Genomic DNA, 22,379 nt, shown 5'->3' with positions numbered 1-22,379 from the left:
CCGTCCGACGAAGCGATAGGTTACTATCGTTTCGTCAGGCACGTCCGACACCGGGTCAACCGGGAGGTTGCGTGAGCGAGACCACGGCGCCACCGATCTACATGCGGCGGCGGGAGTTCGACCCCGATCCCGAGCTCGCCCGGCTGCGGGACGAGGGCGGGGTCACGAGGACCAAGACGTTCCTGGGCGTGGACGTCTGGGTGGTGTCGCGGTACGCCGACGTCCGCGAGGTGCTGAGCGACCCCCAGCGGTTCCCCATCGCCGGGCCGCTCGCGTTCCGCGGCCCGGCCGCGCCGCCGATGAGCGACGCCGAGCTCGCCTACCTGCGGGCCGGCAACCTGCTCTCCTGGGACCCGCCCGAGCACACCCGCCTGCGCCGGATGCTGACCGGGGAGTTCACCGTCCGCCGGATGCGACGCCTGGAGCCGCGCATCCGCGAGATCGTCGACGACCACCTCGACGCGATGGAGCGCCAGGGCCCGCCCGCCGACCTCGTGACGTCGTTCGCGCTGCCGATCCCCTCGCTGGTCATCTGCGAGCTGCTCGGCGTGCCGTACGAGGACAGGGACGGCTTCCAGCACCGCACGCGGCGGATGCTGGACCTGTCGGTGCCGCTCGACGAGCGCCGGGCGGTCCAGCTGGAGTCCCGGGCGTACATGGAGGAGCTGGTCGGCCGGAAGCGGGCGGAGCCGGACGACGCGCTCCTCGGCATGCTGGTGCGCGAGCACGGCGACGAGCTGACCGACGCCGAGCTCAGCGGGATCGGCACCCTGCTGCTGCTCGCCGGCCACGAGACCACCTCGAACATGCTCGCCCTCGGCACGCTCGCCCTGCTGCGCAACCCCGGTCAGCTCAAGCTCATGCGCGACGAGCCGGAGCGGGTGGACGGCGCGGTGGAGGAGATGCTCCGCTGGCTCAGCATCGTGCACAGCGGCACCGCGAAGATCACCACGACCGAGGTGACGATCGGCGGGCAGCGGATCGGGCCGGGCGAGGTCGTGGTGTGCGCGCTGCCGGCCGCCAACCGCGACCCCAACCTGGTGACCGACCCGGAGACCCTCGACCTGACCAGGGACGCGGCCGGCCATGTCGCCTTCGGGCACGGCGTCCACCACTGCCTGGGCGCGCCGCTCGCCCGGATGGAGATGCGGATCGCGTTCCCCGCGCTGCTGCGGCGCTTCCCCACGCTCAGGACCACCGGCGCCGAGCCCGACTTCCGCTCCTTCACCATCGTCTACGGCCTGGCCGCCCTGCCCGTGGAGTGGTAGTGCGCCCCGCCGACGGGCCGCGGACGGAGGCGCCGTGCGGACGCGCGGACGCGCGGCGCAACTCCGACCGCATCGTGCGGGCGGCGATCGAGGCGTTCGAGGACGCCGGGATCGCCGTCCCGCTGGAGGAGATCGCGCGGCGCGCCGGGGTCGGGATCGCCACGGTCTACCGCCGGTTCGGCGACCGGGACGGCCTCGTCCGCACGGCCTTCCAGACGTACTTCGCCGAGGAGGTCGAGCCGCTCGCGCTCGCCGCGCCGGAGGAGCGCGACCCGTTCCGCGGCCTGGTCCGGGCGCTGACGGCCGCCGTCGACACGCTGGCCGCGCACCGCGTGCTGCTCGCGGCCGCCAAGGAGTCGGGCGCGCTGAGCGTGGACATCGCCGAGCGCTTCATGGGTCCTCTCGGCGAGGTGCTGGCGGCTGCGCAACGCGCCGGTCAGGTGCGCGGCGACCTCGTCGTGCGCGACCTGGCCGCCATCGTCGTGATGGCGCTGGCCACCGCGCGGGGCGGCGACCCGGGCCGCGACGACCGGCGCCGCTACCTCGCGCTGCTGCTCGCCGGCACCCGCCCCTCCGCCCAGCCGCTGCCCCGCCTCACCCGGCCGCTCGCCGTGGACCCGGCAGCGGGGCGCGCATCGCCCGTCAGGCGAGGCGGGTGACCTCGACGCTCACCTCCTGGTGGCCGGTGGGCGGTCCCTGGTACACACCCTTGATCGGCGGCACGTCGGCGTAGTCGCGGCCCCGGGCCACCACGACGTACCCCTCGCCCGCCCTCGTCCTGTTGGTGGGGTCGAGGGGGTTCCACTCGCCCGTCCAGTACTCGACCCACGCGTGGCTCTGCCCGACCACCGGCTCGCCGACGGCCGCGTCCCGCTGCGGGTGGAGGTAGCCCGACACGTACCGGGCGGGGATGCCGGCCGCCCGCAGCAGCGCCACCGTGAGGTGGGCCATGTCCTGGCAGACGCCCTTGCCGTGCTCCCAGGCCTCCTGCGCGCTCGTGCTCACCCCGGTCGCCCCCGGGACGTACGCGACCTCCTCGTTGACGCCCCACGCGATGGCCTCGGCCGCCTCGTGCGGGTCGCGTCCGGCCGCCCGCTCCCGCGCCCCGCCCGCCAGCTCCTCCGAGATCGTCGTGTACGGCGTGGACCGCCGCATCTCCGCCACCGGCCCGTCGACCGTGCGCAGCTCGTCCCAGCCGAGCGGAGGGGCGAGGGGCGGCGGCGGGGACGTCTCCACCCGGCTGACCGCCTCGATCGTGAGCGACCCGTGCGGCTTCGGCACGTCGAAGACGCTCACCAGCGTCCCCCAGTGGTCCGTGTACGACCAGACGGGCGTGGCGGGCCGGACGAGGAGCCGCCGGTCCAGGGTGGTCTGGAAGCGGTCGTCGAGGGGGGACATCCGCACCTCGTTGAACGACGCCGCGGCCGAGCCGTCGTAGTCGAAGCGGGTGACATGGACGATCTTCACACGCCAGCCCACGAGGAGCCTCCTCTCACCCAGCCGGCGGGGGCGGTGTGCTGGAAGAACCGGTCGGTGATCGCGAGCGTGGCGGCCTCGCCCGCCTCCTGGAGCGCGGCCAGCAGCCCGGGCAGCTGCTCCGGCAGCGAGGCGGTGTCGGCGTACTCCAGCGTCATCCGCACGCGGCCGATCGCGGCCCGCGCGGCGTCGGCCATCCCCGCCCGGCCGTGGTGGGGGGCCAGCTCCGCGAGGCACTGCTCGGCCGTGGCCAGCGCGTGCATGACCGACCGGGGAAACAGCCGGTCCAGCAGCAGGAACTCCAGCACCTTGCTCCGGTCGCCCCGGTGGGTCCGGGTGAACGACTCGTCGGCCCCGCACGCCTCCAGCAGCAGCCGCCACGTCGGGGAGGCCGGCGAGGGCGGCCCGGAGACGGACGCGTGGTAGACGGCAAGCAGCCGCGAGGTCATGTCGGCCCGCTCCAGGCTGCGGCCGAGCACGATGAACCGCCAGCCGTCGTCCCTGCTCATCGTCCCGTCGGCCAGGCCGAAGAACATCGCCGACCGCTCGCGGACGTACCGCAGATAGTGGTGCGGGCCCAGCCGTTCGGCCGCGGCGCGCATCGCGGGCAGCTCGTTCCACGTGACGTTGAGGCACTCCCACGTCTCGCTGGAGATGATCTCCCGCACGCCCCGCGCGTTCTCCCTGGCCGCGCGGACGCAGCCGGAGATCGAGCCGGGGTCGGTTGCGTCGTACGCCAGGCGCCCGACCATGGTCTCGGCCGTCTGCGGCCCGGCGCCTTTGTGCCCGAGGATCGCGAACACGGCCGTGCCGTCCTCCTCGCCCGCCAGCGCCCGCCGCAGCGCCACATCGAGGAGGCGGGCGATGTCGTCGGCTCGCTCGACGTACCGGCCGATCCAGTACAACGTCTCGGCGATCCGGCTGAGCAGTTCCCTCGTCATCGCGCCCCTCCCGTCGCTGCCCGGCTGCTGCTTCGCGTCACTGCTGCTCGGCGTCCCAGGCCGCGCTGCGGCTCGGCTCCCAGTGCGCCGGGGGCGCGGCCCCGGCGAGCGCGGGGGCCGGCCCGGGCCGGGCCGGCTCGTCGGGCAGCACCCAGGTGTCCTTCGAGCCGCCGCCCTGGCTGGAGTTGACCACCAGCTCGCCCTCGGGCAGGGCGACGCGGGTGAGCCCGCCGGGCAGCAGCCACACGTCGTCCCCGTCGTTCACGGCGAACGGCCGCAGGTCGATGTGGCGCGGCCGCGGCCGGTCGCCGATGAGGCTGGGCGAGGTCGACAGCGCCACCGGGCGCTGCGCCACCCATCCCCGCGGGTCGGCCCGCACGGCCTCGGCCAGCGACGCCAGCGTCTCCTCCGGCGCCCGGGGGCCGATCACGATGCCTTTGCCGCCGGCGCCGTCCACCGGCTTCAGCACGAGCGCGCCGAGGTTGCCCAGCGCCCACTCCAGCGTGTCGGGGTCCTCCAGCCGGTACGACTCCACGTTGGCGATCAGGGGCTCCTCGCCCAGGTAGTACTTCATGAGGTCGGGGACGTAGGTGTAGATGAGCTTGTCGTCGGCCACGCCGTTGCCGACCGCGTTGGCGATCGTCACGTTGCCCGAGCGGGCCGAGTTGAGCAGCCCCGGGCAGCCGAGCGTGGAGTCCCAGCGGAAGTGCAGCGGGTCGAGGTACTCGTCGTCCACCCTCCGGTAGATGACGTGGACGGGCCGCTTGCCGTGCGTGGTGACCATGTAGACGCGGTTGTTCTCGCAGACCAGGTCGCGGCCCTCGACCAGTTCCACGCCCATCAGGCGGGCCAGCAGGGCGTGCTCGAAGTACGCGGCGTTGTAGACGCCGGGCGTGAGGACGACCACGGTCGGGTCGGTCACGTGGTCGGGGGCGGCCTTGCGCAGGGCGCCCAGCAGCCGGCCCGGGTACTCGTCCACCGGCCGCACCCGCTGCTCGGCGAACAGCGCGGGCAGCGTCCGGCTCATCGCCAGCCGGTTCTCCAGGACGTAGCTCACCCCGCTCGGAGTGCGGACGTTGTCCTCCAGCACCCGGAAGTCGCCGTTCTCGTCCCTGATGATGTCGATGCCGGCGATGTGCACCCGCACCCGCGCCGGGATGCCGTCCGCCGCGCGGTGGAAGTGGGGCGAGGAGTGCAGCAGCCGCCAGGGCACCACGCCGTCGTGGAAGACCTGCCGCGTGCCGTACACGTCGTCGAGGAACGCCTCCAGTGTGCGCACGCGCTGCCGTACGGCCCGGGCGATCAGGTCCCATTCGGCCGCGTCGAGCACGCGCGGGATGAGGTCGAGGGGGAACGGGCGCTCCTCGCCGGCGTAGTCGAAGGTCACACCCCTGTCGGTGAACACCCGGGCGAGCTGGTCGGCCCGGTAGCGCAGCTCGTCGGCCCCGAGAGGTTGCAGGGCGGCGAACAGGCCCTGGTAGGCGGGGCGGGGCACACCCGGCCTCTCGAACATCTCATCCCACGCGTCGGCCAGGGCATATGAATCGAATATGTCGGCCATGTACGGAGCGTAGGAACCATATGTTTCGGGCGATGCGGAGCTTTGTATCAAGTCCGTGGCCCGACTCTTCCGCTTCCCCCGTTTGGATTGACGTTTGTTGGGTTGGTAGTCAAACTAATCGCAAGATCGATCGAGGCTCCCCGTTCTCCTGACGACCGGAAGGCCGAGATGAAGCCCAAGGCGCTGGCCGCCCTGCTCGCGGCGTCGCTCCTGCTCCTGCCCCTTGAAGGAGGGGCCAGGGCGGACGCCGCCCCCGAGGTCTCCTACGACCACTACTCCTTGAAGATCGACGGGCGGCGGGTGCTCGTCCAGTCCGCCGAGGTCCACTACTTCCGCCTGCCGAGCCCCGACCTGTGGCGTGATGTCCTGGAGAAGCTCAAGGCGGGGGGCTTCAACGCGATCTCGGTGTATTTCGACTGGGCCTACCACTCCCCCAAGCCAGGCGTGTACGACTTCACGGGCGTCCGGGACGTGGACCGGTTCCTCCGGACGGCGGAGCGGGCCGGGCTGTACGTCATCGCCCGCCCGGGGCCGTACATCAACGCGGAGACCACCGGCGGCGGCTTCCCGGCGTGGCTGAAGAACGTCCCCGGCCGGGCCCGCACGAGCGCGCCCGGCTACACCGAGGCCTACCGCGACTGGCTCCACCACATCGACCCGATCATCGCCCGGCACCAGGTCGGCCACGGCGGCTCGGTGATCCTCTACAACGCGGAGAACGAGTACGCCGTCAGCACCGACGCCGCGTACATGCAGGACATCCAGGACCAGGCCCGCGCGGACGGCATCGACGTGCCGATCACGACGAACGACTGCTGCGACGCGGGAAGCTGGAGTTCGACCTGGGCCACCGGGCCCGGGGCCGTCCAGGTCCCCGGCGTCGACGACTATCCGCAGTCCTTCGACTGCGCCAACGCGGAGACGACCTGGGGCCCCTGGGGCGAGGGCGTCACCGAGCGGCTGCGCGACGACAGCCCGGCCTTCGCCGCGGAGTACCAGGGCGGCGCGATCGACTCCGGCGACGCCGGCTACGACAGGTGCCGCGAGCTCACCGGGCCCGCGTTCATGAAGTTCTTCTACAAGTCGAACCTCCTCGTCAGCGGCGCGACGCTGTTCAACTACTACATGGGGTACGGCGGCACCAACTGGGGCTGGCTGGCCCAGCCCAACGACGTCTACAGCTCCTACGACTACGGCGCCGCCATCACGGAGGCGCGTCAGCTCACCCCCAAGTACGACGAGTTCAAGCGGCAGGGCTACTTCCTGCAGGCCGTCGCCCCGCTCACGATGACCGACCCGGCCACGGCCCCGGTCACGGACGACGCCGCAGTACAGGCGCCGGCGCGGGCCAACCCCGAGACGCACACCCAGTTCGCGCTGGTACGGCACGCCGACCGCGCCGCCACGACCACCGACACCGCGACGCTGACCTGGACGCTGCCCGACGGGACCTACTCCCTGCCGGTCCAGGTGGCGGGCCACGACGCCCATGTGCTGGTCGGCGGCTACGACCTCGGCGGCCAGCGCCTGGCCGCGTCCAGCTCCGAGATCCTGACGCACGCGTACATCGGCGGACGCGACGTCGCCGTCCTGTACGGGACCGAGGGCTCCCCGGGCGCAACGATTCTGCGCTACGCCTCCCGCCCGCAGGTCCGCGTCCTGTCCGGCGACGTTCGCTTCTCCTACTCGCCTGGCGGTGACCTACGCCTGGAGTACACGCACAGCGGCCTGGCCCGAGTGCTGGTCTCGGGCGGCGGGCGGCGCCCGCTGCTGCTCCTGCTCGGCACCGACGCGACCGCCGCGCAGTTCTGGCGCGCCGACTCCGCCGGCGGGCCGGTGCTGGTCCGCGGCACCTCGCTCGTCCGCTCCGCCGAGGTGAGCGGCGGCACGGTGCGGCTGGCCGCGGACACCGCGAAGGCCGGCGAAGTCGAGGTGTTCGGTCCGGCCGGCGCCGCCCGGCTCGTCGTCGGCGGTGCCGGCGTCCCGGTGAGCCGCACCCCGAGCGGATCCCTGCTCGGGCGGGTCCCCGGTCCCCGCGAGGTCCACCTGCCCGCGCTCGTCGGGTGGCGTGCCCACGCCGAGTCGCCGGAGGCGGCCCCCGGCTTCGACGACTCGGCGTGGAAGGCGGCCGACAGGACCACGACCGAGAGCCCGCTCAAGCCCGCGGCCCCGCCCGTCCTGTACGCCGACGACTACGGGTTCCACTACGGCGACGTGTGGTACCGGGGGCGCTTCACGGCGACCGGCGCCGAGACCGGCGTGTCGCTCAACGCGATCACCGGCAAGCGGGGGAACTACCTGGTGTGGCTGAACGGCCGCTACCTCGGCGCGGCCGCCGGAGGCGTGGAGGCCGACGCCGACGGCCCCAACCCGGCGCCCGGCCCGGGGCACTTCGCCGTCCCCTCCGGCCTGCTGAAGCCTGGGCAGACCGCCACGATCGCCGTGCTCGTGCAGAACATGGGCCACAACGACGACTGGACCGCCGACGACAACCGGTTCAAGCAGCCCCGCGGGCTCGTCGCCGCCTCGGTCGACGGGTCCACCGCCCCGATCTCGTAGAGGATCCGGGGCGCCAAGGGCGGCGAGGACCTGACGGACGTCGCCCGGGGCCCGCTCAACACGGGCGGCCTGTACGGCGAGCGCACCGGGTGGCACCTGCCCGGCTACCCCGACCGCTCCTGGCCGGCGGTCGGCTCCCCGGCGGAGCGGCCGCTCGCACCGGGGGTGACGTGGTACCGCACCGGCTTCCGGCTCGACCTGCCCAAGGGCCAGGACACGCCGGCCGGGCTTCGCTTCGGCGGCGACGTCCCTCCGGCGTACCGGGTGGTGATCTACCTCAACGGATGGAACATCGGGCAGTACGGCGGCGACATCGGCCCGCAGAAGGAGTTCCCGCTGCCCGCGGGGCTCCTGCGCGAGCATGGCGACAACACGCTCGCGCTCGCCGTCACCGCCAAGGAGCAGACCGGGGCCGGGCCCGGTCCGGTGAGCCTGTTCGCCTACTCCACCGTGAGGGGAGGGGTTCCGGTGTCCGGCGTCCCGGCGCCGGGCTACGACCCGCGTCGCTGACCCGCACGGTCAGCGGTAGGCGTAGCAGTAGTTCGACTTCCCCTTGAACCGGTGGAAGGCCTGGGGGTCGTGGTAACGCCAGCGGCACCCGGCGTCCCTGCGGCTCTGCGTCAGGTACATGGTGTCGCCCTTCCGCTTGACACAGTAGGCCCCCGGCGCCGGCGACTCCCGGTACTCGACCCACTCCCAGCCGAGCGAGACGCAGTAGGCCGTGAAGTGGCCCGGGCCGAGCTCCACCAGGCGCCTGGCCGGGGACGGCGTGGGCGTCCCGGGCCGGGAGGTCGGCCGTACGGCGTGGGCCGGGGCGGTCGTGGGCGGCCTGTGCGGAGTCGGCCCGGCTGCCGTCGGCCCGCCTCCCGCCGGCTCCGTCCTCGGGGGCGCGGGGGCCGAGGTGGCCGGGACCGGCGTGAGATCCCCTCCCCCGCGTGACGGCGACGGCGTGAGAGGCGGCGAGTCCTCCGCCGTGGCGGTGGGCGTGCCGCCGGCCGCGGTCGCCGTGCCGTCCGCCGCCCTGCCGTCCGCCGCTGTGTGTGCGGTGCCGGCGGCGGTCCCTCCGGCCGAGGCGTGCCAGGACGGCCACAGCGCGAGCGCGACGACCGCCGTGACGGCCGCGGCCGCGGCGACGGCGGCCACCGCGGCCCGCGCCCGGCGGCGGCGCCCGCCGGGAACGGTCCCGGCGCCCGCGACCCCCACCCCCGGCGGACCGTCGCCCGGCGCGCCACCCGGCGCGACCCCCGCGGCACCCGCGGCACCCGCACCCGCCGGGACGCTCGCGGGCGGCTCCGGCGGGTCCGGAGCCGGGACGGCGGGGTGGGCGGCCGGGTCGCTCCGGAGGCGTACCAGCCGGTCGAGGAGGTCCCGGGCCGCAGGACGGCGGGCCGGGTCCTTGTCGAGGCACTCCGCCAGCAGGTCCCGCAGCGGGGGCTCGACGCCGTCGAGGTCGGGCTCCTGGTTGAGGATCCGGTGGATGATCGCGGGGATCGCGTCCGAGCCGAACGGCGGGCGGCCCGTTGCGGCGAAGGCGACGGTGGAGGCCCAGGCGAAGACGTCCAGGGCGAAGCCGAGCTCCCCGGCCACGAGCTGCTCCGGCGCCATGTAGGCGGGGGTGCCGACGACCTGGCTGGTCATCGTGCTCGTCCCGGCGAGGGCCCGGGCGATCCCGAAGTCGATGACCCGAGGGCCGTCCGGGCCGATCAGCACGTTGTGCGGCTTGAAGTCGCGGTGCACGACCCCCGCGTCGTGCAGGGCGACCAGCGCGGTGGCCGTGCCGATGGCGAGCCGTTCGAGGGCGCTGCCCGAGCGCGGCCCCTCCGCCGCCACCACCTGGTGGAGCGCCGGGCCCGGGACGTACTCGCTCACGATGTACGGCCGGCCGCCCTCCATCCCGGACTCCAGCACCTGGGCCGTGCAGAATCGGGCGACGCGGCGGGCGAGGTCCGCCTCGCGGGCGAAGTCGTCGCGGGCCGCCCGGTCCTGGCCGAGCCGGGCGTGGAAGAGCTTGACGGCCACGAGGCCGCCCGCCTCCGACTCGCCCAGGTAGACGATGCCCTGGCCGCCCTCGCCGATGCGTCCGGTGATGCGGTGGGATCCCAGGCGGACGGGGTCGCCCGGCTCCAGCGGCTGGGGCTCCGGCATGACTCTCCGGGGGGTCGGGGGCACGTGTCAGCACTCCCAGTATCCCCGCCGAAGATCGGTGACGGGCTCAGGTTCGGGGATCCCGGTGGTCCAAGCGGACCGTGACGGTGCGGGAATCCGCGTGGTCAGGCCCGGACGAGCAGGTCCGGGTGGAGGTCGGCGGGGCCGGAGCAGCCCGACAGGGCGAGCGTGAGGTCGGTCTCGGCCAGCAGGCACCGGATGACGTGCTCCACGCCCGCCTGGCCGTCCAGGCCCAGGCCGTACGCGTACGGGCGGCCGAGGAGCACGGCGCGCGCGCCCAGCGCGAGCGCCTTGACCACGTCGTCGCCGGTGCGGATGCCGCTGTCGAACAGCACGGTGAGCCGGTCGCCCACCGCCTCGGCGACGCCGGGGAGGGCGTCGGCCGCGCCGATCGAGCCGTTGACCTGGCGGCCGCCGTGGTTGGACACCACGACGCCGTCCATCCCCGCGTCCGCGGCCCGGCGGGCGTCGTCGGGGTGCAGCACGCCCTTCAGCACGATCGGGCCGTCCCACTGCTCGCGCAGCTCGGCCAGGTCGGGCCAGGTCTTCCCCGGGTCGCCGAAGTTCGCGCTGAAGTGGAGGACGGCCGCGTTCATGTCCTCGTGGACGGGACGGGCGAGACCGGCCTGGAACGCCGGGTCGGTGAAGTAGTTGGCCGTGCCCACGCCGTACAGGAAGGGCAGGTACGCCTGGTCGAGGTCGCGCGGCCGCCAGGCCAGCATCGGCGTGTCGAGGGTCACGACGAGCACGCCGAACCCGGCGGCCTTCGCCCGGGACAGGAAGCTGCGCGTCACCTCGCGGTCCCGGCCCCAGTAGAGCTGGAACCACCGCTCGGCGTCCCCCATGGCCGCCGCGACCTCCTCCATCGGCGTGCTCGACGCCGAGGAGAGGATGAACGGCACACCGCGCGCCGCGGCGGCCCGGGCCGCCGCCTTCTCGGCCTCCGGGTGCATGATCGACAGCACGCCGATGGGCGCCAGCGCGAGCGGCGCGGGCAGTTCGCGGCCCAGCACCTCCACCGACAGGTCGCGCCGGGAGACGTCGCGCAGCATCCGGGGCACGATCCGCCACCGGTCCAGGGCCTCGCGGTTGGCCCGCTCGGTCGCGCCGCTGCCCGCGCTGCCCGCGACGTAGCCGACCGGGCCCGGACCGAGCCGCCGCTCGGCCATCTCCCCCAGCCGGGTCAGGTCGGCGGGCAGCCGGGGCACCGCGCCCGTCAGGCCGTTCAGGTAGATCTCGTACTGGAAGTCCGACCAGTTCGCCATGTGCTCGCGCCTCCCGACCCGGAGTGTAGGGCCGTGGAGATCAGCCGTTCCGCTCGGACTCCCACCTGGCCATCAGGCCGAACAGCTCCAGCTGGTTCGCCTCGGGCAGCGCGGGGTCGAGGTGGCGGTACTCGGCGTACGTGGTCACCACGACCCGCTCGGCCAGCGGGAGCCGGGCGAAACGGTCGAGGTCCATCTCGAACGCGGCCTGCTCCCAGGTCTTGCCCGCCGCGTGCGCCTCACGCGCCCGGTCGCCGACGTGCCGCAGGTACGCCTGCACCTCGCGGACGCCCTCGACCGTCGTCACCGGCCCGTGCCCCGGGACGATCACCTCGGGCTCCAGGGCGATCATGGCCTCGCAGGCGTCGATCCAACTGCGGGCCGGCCCGGTCCACATGAGCGGCGTGCCGCCGACGAACAGCAGGTCGCCCGAGAACAGCACGTTCACCTCGGGCACGTGGACGGCGACGTCGCCGGCCGTGTGCGCGGGGCCGAGGGGCAGCAGGCGCACCTGCCGGCCCCCGACGTCGAGGGTGGTGGCGGCGAGCACAGGGGTGTCCGGCGTCCGCAGCGGCACACCGTCGAAGGCGAACGGCCCGAAGGCCCGGCGGGCGTAGTCGTTGAGCAGCGGCCCGAAGTCGAGCGCGAGCAGCGCCGAGATCACCTCCGGCGACTCGTGGTGCGCGCGCTCGGCCACCTCCGGCGCGCCGTGGATCCGCACGGCGGCGTCGAGCAGCGCGTTGCCGAAGCAGTGGTCGCCGTTGCCGTGCGTGTTGACCGCGTCGGTGATCGGGTGCGCGTCCGTGACCGGCTTCATCGCGGCGAGCATCTCGCCGGTGAGCGCCAGGTCGAACAGCGTGTCGACGAGCAGGCTCGCCCCCTGCCCGGCGACCAGGCCCGCGTTGCTCCAGCCCCATCCGCCGTCGGGCTGCAGCCAGGCCCACACGCCGTCCGCGATCTCGTGCAGGCCTCGGGTGTACGGGGTCATCGTGTCCTCTCCCTGGTGTGACGTGGTCGTGCGCGGCCGCCGGCCGGCGAGGGGCACGGTATCGGACACGGGTTTACATTGAGTTGATGCAGGGTCTTCTGCTCCGCCTGTCCGGGCTCGACGCCGACGCGGAGAGCGCCGTGCGCGTGATCGCCTACTTCGACTCCCTCGTCCGCGACCACGTGACCGTACGGGGCATGGCGCAGGCCACGGCCCGCCTGGCGCAGTGCCCGGCCGGTTTCGCCGACGGGTCGGGCGGCTTCGTGCGGGCGCTGGCCGACGGCTCTGTGGAGTACCCGTCCGCGCCCCCGGCGAACGGCGCCGCCCGCCCCCTGCCGTCCGGCGGCCGCGTGTGGCTGGAGCGGGAGGGCCGGGCACACGGGCTCGACGAGATCGTGCTGGAGCGGTTCGCCGAGGCGGCGGCGGTGGCCGTGGAACGGGCCGCGGGGCCGGCCGTGAACGACCCCGCACTCGTGGAGCTCGTCCTGGCCGAGGGGGCCGGGGAGACCGAGCGGGCCCGGGCGCTGCGGCTGATGGGCTTCCCCGCGGCGGCGCCGGTCCGGGTGCTCGCGGTGTCCGGTCCGGCCGCCGGGCTCGTGGCCTGGCTGCGCGCCGCGGGCCGCCACGTCCGCGAGACCCCCATGGACGTCCCGGGCGGCACCGTGACCGCCGTCCTCGCCGACGCCGCCGAACGCTCGGCCCGCGGCGAGCCGGCCGCGGGGACCGGCGGGGCGGGAGACCGCGGAACCGGTGCCGCGGCACCCGGGACGCCTGCGCGGGCCGGGCTCGCGCCGTCCATGTCGTGGGTGGACGAGGTGCCGCCGGGGACGCTGGTGGGGGTCGGGTCGGCGGTCGCCGGGCTCGCGGCGCCCGAGTCGTGGGCGGCCGCGCGGACGGCGCTGCGCTTCGCCGCCCCCGAGGAGCCCGTCGTCCACTGGGCCGGCCTGGGCGCGCTCGCGCTGTTCGCGGCCCACGTGCCGGTGGAGGAGGTCGCCGCGCTCCCCGACGTGCGCGCCCTGCGCGCGCTGGAGCAGCGGCCGCACGGGCGCGAACTGGTCGCGGCGCTGGAGGCGCTGTGCGCCGAGGGCACCGTACGGCGGGCCGCGGCGGCCGCCCACCTGCACCACAGCTCGCTCGCCGCGCGCGTCGCCCGGGTGGAGGCGGCCCTGGGCTTCTCCCTCGCCGAGCCCGGCGGCCGCCTGCGCGCCCACCTGGCGCTGCGCCTGCTGCGCCTCACCCGCTGAGCCGTCTTCGCGGAGTTTCCTTTTGAATATTTCAGCCGGCCGGGTGCCGGTCGAAATGGCATGTCACTTCTGCGGGCCTGCGTTTCCCATTTATTTTCCGATGTGGATTCCGCAAACGTCGCGGTCGTCCAGGCCCCGCCCGATAAATCTTGCGGGTCACGGATTCGATCGCCGGGAGCCGCCGCTCTTTTCTCATCCCCGGCCGGCCCGACGTTTTGGCCCTGCCGAAAACGGAGGCCATTGACGGTCACCCTGCCGGATGCTGAATTCGTTGTGGCTGATAGTGAAGGCGAGAGAAGGGATGCCCATGTTCGCTGTGAAATCAGCCCGGCGGGCGCTGGCGCTGGGTTCAGCGCTCGTCGCCACCGGGGCGTTCGGCCTGGTGGCCGCGCCGCAACCCGCCATGGCCGGCACCACCGTCCTGAACGCCACCGTGGACTGCCTGAACGTCAACTACAGCGGGAGCACCAGTGACTGGTATCCCTATCAGGTATCGGTTTACGCCAGCCCCGGCGGCTCGGTCAGCTTCAGCCCGTACGCCATCCCGGCCACACATGCCTACGGAATCACCGCGACGCTGCCCAGCGGGACCACATCCGTCACCGTCTACGCCCTGTGCAGTTCGGGGCACCAATGGGACCTGTCCGGCTACGGCGGGGTCAGCGTCCCCTCCGGCGCGACCAGCGTGAGCCTCACCCTGAACTGCAGTACTCAGCCGGTCTATCCCGGCCCCTGGCTCACCAGCTGCTCGTCGAGCTAGTGCCGGTGCGGCCGCCTGATCTCGGGCAGGCCGACAAGGCGGGCGCGGATCGATCCGCTGCCACTCGCCCCGGACGGGAGGCGCCGTCCGGGGCGGGTCATCGAAAACTCAGAGGGGCAGGCCGCCCGTGGCGGAGCTCGTGGAGCCGGTCGAGCGGTAGGCCTCGATCGTCCGCTCGGCGATCCGCATCTGGTGGATCTCGTCGGCCCCGTCGGCGAACCGGGCCCACCGGGCGTGCTGGAACATGCCGGCCAGCGGGGTGTCGGTCGAGTAGCCGAGCGCGCCGTGCACCTGGATCGCCCGGTCGACGATCCGGTTGAGGCTGCCCGCCACGAAGTGCTTGGCCATGGACACCTCGGTGCGGAAGTCCTCCCCCCTGTCGATCTTGGAAGCGGCGTGCAGGACCATCAGCTTGCACTGGTACAGCTCCATGGCCGAGTCGGCGATCATCCACTGCACGCCCTGCTTCTCGGCGAGCAGCGAGCCGTGGCTGTACCGGTTGAGCGCGCGGTCGACCATCATGTCGAGGGCGTGCTCGGCCTGGGAGATCCAGCGCATGCAGTGGGCGAGCCGGGCCGGGCCGAGCCGGTACTGCCCCAGCCGGTGGCCGTTGCCCCGCCCGCCGAGGATCTGGCCGTCCGGCACCCGCAGGCCGCTGATGACGATCTCGCTGTGGCCCGTCGAGCCGTGCATGGTCTCGACCTCGCGGACGTCGTTCCAGCCCTCCTGCGGCAGGTCGACCAGGAAGGCCGTCGTCGCGCCGCGCGCGCCCTCGGGGACGTCGTCCTCGGTCCGGGCGATGAGGATGGCGAACGTCGCCCGGCGGGCGTTCGAGATGAACCACTTGTGGCCGTCGATCACCCACTCGTCCCCGTCCCGTACGGCGCGGGTGCGGATCAGGGTCGGGTCGGAGCCGGCCACCTCCGGCTCGGTCATCGCGAAGCACGAGGTCGCGACGCCCTCGGTCAGCGGCCGCAGGTACCGCTCCCGCTGCTCGTCCGTGCCCCAGTGCAGCAGCGTGTGCATGTTGCCCTCGTCGGGGGCGGCGCAGTTGAGGATCCACGGGCCCAGGCGGGTCTTGGCCGCCTCGGCCTGCACCATCGCGAGCTCCACGTGGCCGAGGCCCATCCCGCCCCACTCCTTGGGCATGTGGGGCAGCCACAGTCCCTCGGCGCGCGCCGTGCGGCGCAGCCCGAAGATCGTGCGCAGGTACTCCTCGCGCGGCGCCTCCCGCTCGCCCTCGAACTCCTCCACGGCGGGGATCACGGTCTCCCGGATGAAGGCGCGCACGCGCGCCCGGATCTCCTCGTGCTCGGGTGCGAGGGTGAAATCGATGGCCATCATGCCCCCTTAGGTGCGGTTCGCACCCATTGTGTGGGCAAACGGGCCGCCGTACCAGAACATTCGTCGGTACGGCGGTCCGGTCCCTTCACTTCACGAGCGCCCGGCGCAGCGCGGCGACCTGAGCGTCAGAGGCCCTTCTGCTGATCGTCGCGCCGGGAACCATCCCCGCGAAGCCGTGGAAGGCGCCCGGCCACAGGTGGAACTCGGTCGACACACCGGCCTGGGCGAGCCGGAGGGCGTACTCCACGCACTCGTCCCGGAAGACCTCGAGCTCGCCCACGTCGACGAAGGCGGGCGGCAGTCCGGACAGGTCGCCCGCCCGGGCGGGGGCCGCGTAGATCGGCACGTCCTCGCCCCCGGCCGCGTCGCCGAGCAGCGCGGACCACCCGAACAGGTTGGCCGCCCGGTCCCACACGACGGCCTGCGCGAACTCCCGGCTCGACGGCGTGGTGTTCCGGTCGTCGAGCATCGGGCAGACCAGCAGCTGGAAGGCGAGGGCCGGGCCGCCGCGGTCGCGGGCGAGCAGGGCGGTCCCGGCCGCGAGGCCGCCTCCCGCGCTGGCTCCCCCGATCGCGATCCTGGCGGGGTCGACGCCGAGGTCGTCCGCGTTCCGCGCGGTCCACACGAGCCCGGCGTAGCAGTCCTCGACCGGCGCGGGGTGCGGGTGCTCGGGCGCGAGCCGGTAGTCGACGGAGACGACCACGCAGCCGATCTCCAGCACGTTCGCGGCCATCCGGGCGTCGTCGATCTCGGGGCTGCCGATGATCATTCCGCCGCCGTGGATCCAGTAGAGCGCGGGCAGCGGGCCGTCCTGCGTCTCCGGCCGGTAGATCCGCACCCGGACGGCCGGCGCGCCCTCCGGGCCGGGCACCTTCCTGTCCTCGACCGTGACGCCGGCGGGGAACGCGGGGGCCATCGCCGCCAGGGCCGCGTTCATCTGGGCGCGCATCTCCGGCAGGTCCCCGAAGGTGACCGTCGACAGGTCGCCCGTCATCAGGCCGCCCTGTTCGACGGCCGCCCTCAGCTCGGGGTCCAGGTTCGGATGCTGGCTGGGGCTCTGCGCCACCTCGGCCTCCTCGATGTCGTCCGTTCGGGCTGCTTCCGATCCTGCGTCGCCGCAGGTCACCCGGCAACCGCGAGATGGCGCGAATGGCCCGGCCCGCACCCGCCGGATGGCGGCCCCGCCGCGGTTTGCCTCTCCCCCGCCAGGGGAGGGTGGCCCTCACGGACGGGCGCTCCCGGTGGTGAGACCAGGTCCCGGGACCGGCCCGTACGTCCGTCCAGGAGGCGAGGGAGCGAGGAAAGGGGGCGCCGATGAGCGGCCCGAGGCAGCGGCTGGAGGACGGGCCCGCGGACGGACGGGAGGCCGGCCGCGACCTGCCGGTCGTACGGAGCCTGGACGAGCTGACCGAGCTGGTGGCCCGGCGGCCCGGGCTCTACCTGCGGTACTCGAAGGGGCCGGAGGCCGACGCCGGCCGCCCGAGCGTCGACTACGAGAGCGGGCACCGGCTCCCCGGGCTGTCGGCGACCGTCCTCGACGCGGAGCCGTGGTGGACCAGCCCGCTGCGCGACTGGGTGGCCCGGCAGGTGTGCAAGTACACCCACCTCGGCGAGGAGCCCGACCGCCACGCCTGGGTCTTGGCCGGGCGGGTGGCCGGCCGGGGCCCGGACCACGAGCCGCTGATCGCCGACGTCGAGCCGGTGGCCCGGCTCCACGAGAGCGTGATCGAGCAGTCGCGCGAGCACTACGAGAAGGCCTTCGACTCCGGCCGCGACTCCACCGGCTGACCCGGGCGGACACCCCGCCTCAGGGGACGATGCGGAGCGCGGGACGGGGGTCGGGCATCCCCAGCAGCTCGCGGACGCGTGCGGCCGGCCAGGCCAACTGCGCGGCGAGCGCCGCCATGGTCAGCCCGGTCTCGGCCACCGCCAGGTCGAACGCCTCCCGGAGCAGGACGGGCTGCTCCCCCGGATAGCCGCTGATCGGCTCGGGGGCGAATCCCGGCTGGCCGCGCAGCTCGCCCAGGCGCTGGTAGGCCCGGCCGGCGGCGGAGTCGGAGATCAGGCCGACCTCCCGGCAGCGGTAGAGCAGGGAGTCGACGGACACCCCCCACACGTCGCGCAGCCGGGCCAGCCGGCGCAGGTCGAGCCGTCCCGGCAGCTCGGGCAGGATGCTGTCGCGCGGGGTGAGCAGCTCGGCCGCGAACGCGTCGGCCTCCCGCTCCTGCTGGGAGTCCCCCGACGCGATGTCGCCGTGCAGGACCAGGTGGCCCAGCTCGTGCGCGGCCGTGAAGCGGTAGCGGTGGATGTCGTCGAACCGGTTTGCGGTGAGCACCACGACGGGACGGGGCAGCTGGGAGGTGGAGAAGGCGTCGACCGTCGCCGCGTCCTCGTCGGCGGGCGGGAACACCACGATGATCCCGTGGGCCTCCATGTGGCGGACGATGTGCGCGAGCGGGCCGGCGCCGACGCCCCAGAGGCGGCGCAGCGCGCGGGCGGCCTGCGCCGGCTCGCGCGGCAGATCGACACCGGGATGGGCCTCCCCGCCGGAGAACCCCGGCAGGTCGACGCGGGGCAGCCGCACCCGCCGTTCCAGGGCGTGGGCCAGCTCCCAGACCTGCTCGGCGAACGCGACGGCCTTGGCCCGCTGGTAGGCGCGGGTCGAGCGCAGGCTGCGGAAGTGCGCCATCGACCCGTCGAGCTTGCCGTGCGGACGGCCGGCGAGGAAGAACGCCGGCGGCACGGCCAGGGCCCGCGCCAGCCGCGGGATCAGCTCCGGCCTCGGCCGGGTCGCCCCGGTCTCGTACTGCCCGACCGCGGTCGGCGTGACGCCGATCCTGGCCGCCAGGTCCTTCTTGGCCAGGCCGGCCAGGTGGCGGGCCTGGGTCAGCCGGGCCGGGTCGAAAGCGTCGCTGACGGCCTGCGGCCCGGGCGTCCCTGGCCGGGCGGGCGGCTCAGGCGCGCTCATCGCCCGCCGCGACCGCCGTCCCCTCCGCCGCCTCGTCCGGGACCCGCGAGGTGTGCGGGCGCAGGCCCAGCTCGGGCGGCGCGCCGTCGTCGAACCGGCCGCCGCCGGCGCCGACCTCGGCGAGATACGCGCCCGCCGCCAGGGCGAGCGGGATCTGCTCGTGGTGCAGCCAGCGGAGCCTGCCGAAGTCGTCGAGCAGCTCGGCCTCACCCCAGTAGAGCCGCAGCAGCCCGGCGTGGGCGTTCCCCGCGTACGCGACCGGGACGAGGCGGGTGTCGCCGGGAAGCCGGACCAGGGCCGGGCGCAGGCGGTCGAGGTCGTCGCGCTCCTCGATCGACAGGTCGAGCTCCTCCTGGAGATAGGAGGCGGCCGGGCCGAACCGGGTGAACAGCTCCCGGACCAGGGCCGAGATCCGGCCGTCGCCCACCCGCGCCTCCGTGATCGGAGTGGTGTCGTCCTCGGCGTACCGGAACGGGAGCAGCAGGTTGCCGTCGAGGATCACCAGGTGGTGCGGCGAGCCGTACGGCCTGACCATGCGGAATCCGGGCTCGTCGCGGAACGCCTCGACCAGCGCCTCGTAGCGGCGGGTCATGAGGGTGTGGCCGAACGGGAACCGCTTGTCGCTGCGCGACCACCGCTGGGCGTCCTGGGCGTTGCCCACGGCCTCGGCGAGCGCGGCCACGAGGCGGCGGCGCACGGACTCGGCGCGGTGGCCGAAGCGCTCGACGGCCCAGCCCGGCCGAGGCGACCCCGTCCCGGTTCCCTCACCCATCGGCGGCCCTCCCGCTTCCGTCCGGGGACGCGGCCACCCCCGGGCACTTCATTTCCGGGCATCCTACTCCCGGTCGTGCTGGAGTTGATGTTGCCCGCCTGGGCGCGCCGCACGCTTGATAAAGTCTGGAATCCGTCAAATCGGTTCCAATAGGGAGAAAACGTGGCGGCGCGGCAGGCGTCCCCGGGTCGCCGGACGATCCTCTTTCTGGCGGTGGCCTGCGCGGTGAGCGTGGCCAACGTCTACTTCCCCCAGGCCATCAGCCCGCTCATCGCCTCCGGCCTGCGGGTGCCGCCCGACGAGGCGGCGCTGGTGGTGACGGCCATCCAGATCGGGTACGCCGCCGGGATCTTCCTGCTGGTCCCGCTGGGCGACCGGCTGCCGCACCGCCCGCTGATCGTCACGCTGCTCGCGCTCACCGGCCTCGGGCTGCTGGCGGCGAGCGCCGCGCCCACGCTGCCCGTCCTCGTCGCCGCGAGCGCCGCCGTGGGCGTCACGACCGTGGTCCCGCAGGTGATCATCCCCATGGCCGCCGGACTGGTGCCGCCGGAGCGCCGGGGGGCCGTGACCGGCACGCTGCTGAGCGGTCTGATCGCCGGCATCCTGCTGGCGCGCACGTTCTCCGGCACGGTCGGGCAGTGGCTGGGCTGGCGCGCGCCCTACGTCGTCGCGGCGGCGGTCGTGCTGGCGCTCACCGCGGTCGCGGCCGTCGCGGTGCCGGTCACGACCCCGGCATCGCGGCAGCCGTACCCGTCGCTGCTGGCCGCGTCGGTGCTGCTGCTGCGCACCGAGCCCGCACTGCGCCGCTCCTGCCTCTACCAGGCCACGATCTTCGCCGGCTTCTCCGCCGCCTGGACCTGCGTCGCCCTCCTCCTGACCGGCCCGCGGTACGGCCTGGGGGCGCAGGCGGTGGGCCTGCTCGCCCTGATCGGCGCCGGCAGCGTGGTCTGCGCCCCCGCCGCGGGGCGCCGCTCCGACCGCCACGGGCCCGACCAGGTCAACCTGTGGTGCGCGGTCGGCGCGGTGGCCGCGGCGGCCGTCCTCCTCGCGGGCGTGGCGGGCGGCCCGGCCGGCCTGGTCGCGCTCGCGGCGGGCATGCTCCTGCTCGACGTCGCCACCCAGGCCGGGCAGGTGGCCAACCAGGCGCGGATCTTCGCGCTGCGCCCCGAGGCCCGCAGCCGGATGAACACGGCGTACATGACCTGCGCCTTCCTCGGCGGCAGCGCCGGCTCATGGCTCGGGGTGCGGGCCTACACGGTGCTCGGGTGGCCCGGCGTCTGCGCGCTGGTGGCCGTGCTCGCCGTGACCGCCCTCGCCCGGCACCTGCTCCACGCGCCGTCGGCGGGCCGTGCGGACCCCGCAGGAGACCGGAGCCCCGGCACCCCCTGAACGGCCGCCGGGGCGGTCACCGGCCGCCTCCTCCCCGCACGGTCTGATCCTGGTCATGAGCGTGCCGTGGCCGCCGTCGCACCCTGTCGCGGGCCGGGGCCGTCGTCTAGGGTGAGAGGACCAGCGGGGGTTCCCGCGCCTCCGCGATCGTCGAAGGACGGCGATCATGGACCTGAACGTCAGCGTCACGCTGTTCCGCCCCGCCGACCACCTCGCGGTCATCCGGGTCAGCGGCGATCTCGACTACACGACGGCGGATCGGCTCGCCGCCCGGCTCCACGCCCTGCATTCGTCGTGGGCCCGGCACCTCGTGGTGGACGCCTCCGGGCTGACGTTCTGCGACGTCGCGGGTGGCCGGCTGCTGGTCGCCACCTGCGCGGCGCTGACGGAGCGGGGAGGAAGCCTGTCCGTGGCGGCGGCGCCCCCGGTGCTCCGGAGGCTGCTCACTCTGGCGTGGCCCGGCCGGATCACGCTGTGCGCCACCCCGGAGGAGGCGGTCCGGCGGGCGACCAGGACCGGAACGCCAGGAGGGTCCGCCGCCGCGAGCGGGGTCGTCGTCACGAAGCCGGCCGTGCCGGACCCGGAGCCCCCGGGCCCGCCCTGCCCGCCGCCGGCCCCGCTGCCCGGCCCCGCCGCGCCGCCCCTCCTGGGAGCCGAGACGCCGTACGCCGGGCCGGAGCGGCACCGGGGCGCCGGGCCGTACGAGGCGGTCGCGCGGGAGGAGTGGCGGCCGGTCGGCGCGGGCGGCCGGGCCGATCCCCCGCCGCCGGGCATGCCCGTCCCGCGGGACGCGGCCGAATGGGCCGCCCGCCCCCTGCTGGCGCGGGCGAGAAGGCTCCAGCGGGAGGCCGCCGACCTGGTCGAGGGACTGCGGGAGCAGATGGACGCCTGCCTGCACCTGTCGGAGATGCACCACAACCCGGCCCGCCTCCACAGCGGCGTCGACGTCCTTCATCCGGAAGGCCCGCGCACCGCCGCGCGCGCCCGCCTCGCGAAGGCGGCGGGCTTCCGCAGGTTGATCGGTTCGTCCTCGCCGAACGCCTGATCAGCCGGGCCCTCGCCCGCCGTCCACACCGGCGGCGCGGGGGGCGACGGCGCCCGCCGCGGTTTATATGCTTTCTCTTCCTGGCCCTGAAGCGAACGTGAGGGTGTGCATGGTCGAGAGGGCGGGCACGGTCAAGCGCAGGTCGGCGCGGTCCGCTGCCAACGGTGACTCTGAACTTGATCTCCGGCAGCTGCTGGCCGGTCTCACGGCGGTGCGCGACGGCGACTTCGGCACCCGGCTGCCCGAAGAGGGCGACGGGCTGCTGAAGGAGATCGCCACCGTCTTCAACGGCATGGTGGACCAGCTCTCACTGTTCACCTCCGAGGTGACCCGCGTCGCCCGCGAGGTCGGCACCGAGGGCCAGCTCGGCGGCCAGGCCGAGGTGCCCGGCGTGTCGGGCACCTGGAAGGACCTCACCGACTCGGTGAACGCGATGGCCGGCAACCTGACCAGTCAGGTGCGGTCCATCGCCGAGGTCACCACGGCCGTGGCGCAGGGCGATCTGTCGCAGAAGATCACGGTGGACGCCCGGGGCGAGATCCTGGAGCTGAAGAACACCGTCAACACCATGGTCGACCAGCTCTCCTCCTTCGCCGACGAGGTCACCCGCGTCGCCCGAGAAGTCGGCACCGA

20 protein-coding genes are annotated in these 22,379 nt (G+C 74.3%); 10 read left to right on the top strand and 10 right to left on the bottom strand.

Translation table 11 applies throughout. The features are described 5' to 3' along the window. The first annotated feature begins 71 nt into the window (after positions 1-71). Together Mco01_RS11070 and Mco01_RS11065 are read left to right on the top strand one after the other, a co-directional pair. On the top strand, positions 72-1,268 hold the full coding sequence (locus tag Mco01_RS11070; RefSeq protein WP_239103518.1) for a cytochrome P450: 1,197 nt from the start codon (positions 72-74) through the stop codon (positions 1,266-1,268). Then, positions 1,268-1,927 carry a TetR/AcrR family transcriptional regulator gene (locus Mco01_RS11065; RefSeq protein WP_204056799.1) on the top strand — a complete coding sequence of 220 codons (660 nt, stop codon included), beginning with the start codon at positions 1,268-1,270 and terminating at the stop codon, positions 1,925-1,927. The genes Mco01_RS11070 and Mco01_RS11065 overlap by 1 nt, the downstream gene beginning before the upstream one ends. Here the strand turns inward: Mco01_RS11065 and Mco01_RS11060 are convergent. From Mco01_RS11060 to Mco01_RS11050, 3 genes are read right to left on the bottom strand one after another with little or no spacing between them, the layout of a single operon-like run. Then, positions 1,911-2,747: a transglutaminase family protein gene (locus Mco01_RS11060; protein WP_204056798.1), complete on the bottom strand. Its 837-nt coding sequence runs from the start codon at positions 2,745-2,747 to the stop codon at positions 1,911-1,913. The two genes, Mco01_RS11065 and Mco01_RS11060, sit on opposite strands and share 17 nt — an antisense overlap. After that, positions 2,732-3,685: an alpha-E domain-containing protein gene (locus tag Mco01_RS11055; RefSeq protein WP_239103517.1), complete on the bottom strand. Its 954-nt coding sequence runs from the start codon at positions 3,683-3,685 to the stop codon at positions 2,732-2,734. Before Mco01_RS11055 ends, Mco01_RS11060 begins: the two co-directional genes overlap by 16 nt. Positions 3,686-3,722: 37 nt before the next feature. Beyond that, positions 3,723-5,246: a circularly permuted type 2 ATP-grasp protein gene (locus tag Mco01_RS11050; RefSeq protein WP_204056797.1), complete on the bottom strand. Its 1,524-nt coding sequence runs from the start codon at positions 5,244-5,246 to the stop codon at positions 3,723-3,725. A 168-nt stretch (positions 5,247-5,414) separates the two neighbouring features. On the opposite strand from Mco01_RS11050, the gene Mco01_RS11045 reads away from it, so the two are divergent. Together Mco01_RS11045 and Mco01_RS11040 are read left to right on the top strand one after the other, a co-directional pair. Further along, a complete protein-coding gene (locus Mco01_RS11045) occupies positions 5,415-7,805 on the top strand; it encodes a beta-galactosidase (RefSeq protein ID WP_204056796.1) in 2,391 nt (796 codons plus the stop codon). Between the two features lie 3 nt (positions 7,806-7,808). Next, positions 7,809-8,315 (top strand): beta galactosidase jelly roll domain-containing protein, encoded by a 507-nt coding sequence (locus tag Mco01_RS11040; RefSeq protein ID WP_204056957.1) that lies wholly within the window; start codon positions 7,809-7,811, stop codon positions 8,313-8,315. Between the two features lie 9 nt (positions 8,316-8,324). Here Mco01_RS11040 and Mco01_RS11035 read toward each other — a convergent pair whose 3' ends face one another. From Mco01_RS11035 to Mco01_RS11025, 3 genes are all read right to left on the bottom strand, one after another. After that, positions 8,325-9,950: a serine/threonine-protein kinase gene (locus Mco01_RS11035; RefSeq protein ID WP_204056795.1), complete on the bottom strand. Its 1,626-nt coding sequence runs from the start codon at positions 9,948-9,950 to the stop codon at positions 8,325-8,327. Between the two features lie 125 nt (positions 9,951-10,075). Continuing rightward, entirely contained in the window at positions 10,076-11,236 is a 1,161-nt protein-coding gene (locus Mco01_RS11030) for a lactate 2-monooxygenase (RefSeq protein ID WP_204056794.1), read from the bottom strand. A gap of 40 nt (positions 11,237-11,276) precedes the next feature. Further along, positions 11,277-12,224: an MBL fold metallo-hydrolase gene (locus tag Mco01_RS11025; RefSeq protein WP_204056793.1), complete on the bottom strand. Its 948-nt coding sequence runs from the start codon at positions 12,222-12,224 to the stop codon at positions 11,277-11,279. Positions 12,225-12,310: 86 nt separating this feature from the next. Here Mco01_RS11025 and Mco01_RS11020 point away from each other — a divergent pair, with 86 nt between their 5' ends. Both Mco01_RS11020 and Mco01_RS11015 read left to right on the top strand, forming a co-directional pair. Further along, on the top strand, positions 12,311-13,468 hold the full coding sequence (locus Mco01_RS11020) for a helix-turn-helix domain-containing protein (protein WP_204056792.1): 1,158 nt from the start codon (positions 12,311-12,313) through the stop codon (positions 13,466-13,468). A 307-nt stretch (positions 13,469-13,775) separates the two neighbouring features. Further along, positions 13,776-14,228, top strand: a complete 453-nt coding sequence (locus Mco01_RS11015) for a hypothetical protein (protein WP_204056791.1) — start codon at positions 13,776-13,778, stop codon at positions 14,226-14,228. 108 nt (positions 14,229-14,336) lie between these two features. On the opposite strand, the gene Mco01_RS11010 is transcribed toward Mco01_RS11015, so the two are convergent. Together Mco01_RS11010 and Mco01_RS11005 are read right to left on the bottom strand one after the other, a co-directional pair. After that, positions 14,337-15,572 carry an acyl-CoA dehydrogenase family protein gene (locus tag Mco01_RS11010; RefSeq protein WP_239103516.1) on the bottom strand — a complete coding sequence of 412 codons (1,236 nt, stop codon included), beginning with the start codon at positions 15,570-15,572 and terminating at the stop codon, positions 14,337-14,339. Between the two features lie 85 nt (positions 15,573-15,657). Next, positions 15,658-16,638: an alpha/beta hydrolase gene (locus tag Mco01_RS11005; protein ID WP_239103515.1), complete on the bottom strand. Its 981-nt coding sequence runs from the start codon at positions 16,636-16,638 to the stop codon at positions 15,658-15,660. A 248-nt stretch (positions 16,639-16,886) separates the two neighbouring features. On the opposite strand from Mco01_RS11005, the gene Mco01_RS11000 reads away from it, so the two are divergent. Continuing rightward, complete coding sequence (locus tag Mco01_RS11000) at positions 16,887-17,360, top strand: DUF6098 family protein (protein ID WP_239103514.1); 474 nt, start codon at positions 16,887-16,889, stop codon at positions 17,358-17,360. Between the two features lie 19 nt (positions 17,361-17,379). Here Mco01_RS11000 and Mco01_RS10995 read toward each other — a convergent pair whose 3' ends face one another. Beyond that, entirely contained in the window at positions 17,380-18,540 is a 1,161-nt protein-coding gene (locus Mco01_RS10995) for a helix-turn-helix domain-containing protein (protein WP_204056790.1), read from the bottom strand. Further along, a complete protein-coding gene (locus tag Mco01_RS10990) occupies positions 18,527-19,312 on the bottom strand; it encodes a hypothetical protein (protein ID WP_204056789.1) in 786 nt (261 codons plus the stop codon). The genes Mco01_RS10995 and Mco01_RS10990 overlap by 14 nt, the downstream gene beginning before the upstream one ends. Before the next feature lie 162 nt (positions 19,313-19,474). On the opposite strand from Mco01_RS10990, the gene Mco01_RS10985 reads away from it, so the two are divergent. From Mco01_RS10985 to Mco01_RS10975, 3 genes are all read left to right on the top strand, one after another. After that, positions 19,475-20,701: an MFS transporter gene (locus Mco01_RS10985; RefSeq protein ID WP_239103513.1), complete on the top strand. Its 1,227-nt coding sequence runs from the start codon at positions 19,475-19,477 to the stop codon at positions 20,699-20,701. 166 nt (positions 20,702-20,867) lie between these two features. Then, positions 20,868-21,746 carry an STAS domain-containing protein gene (locus Mco01_RS10980; protein ID WP_204056788.1) on the top strand — a complete coding sequence of 293 codons (879 nt, stop codon included), beginning with the start codon at positions 20,868-20,870 and terminating at the stop codon, positions 21,744-21,746. A gap of 109 nt (positions 21,747-21,855) precedes the next feature. Beyond that, on the top strand, positions 21,856-22,379 hold a 524-nt coding region (locus tag Mco01_RS10975; RefSeq protein ID WP_239103512.1), incomplete at its 3' end, for a HAMP domain-containing protein.

It is taken from the genome of Microbispora corallina, assembly GCF_016863035.1.
Lineage (GTDB): Bacteria > Actinomycetota > Actinomycetes > Streptosporangiales > Streptosporangiaceae > Microbispora > Microbispora corallina.
The sequence above is the reverse complement of the archived record's forward strand: the minus strand, read 5'-3'. Positions and strand labels throughout refer to the sequence as shown.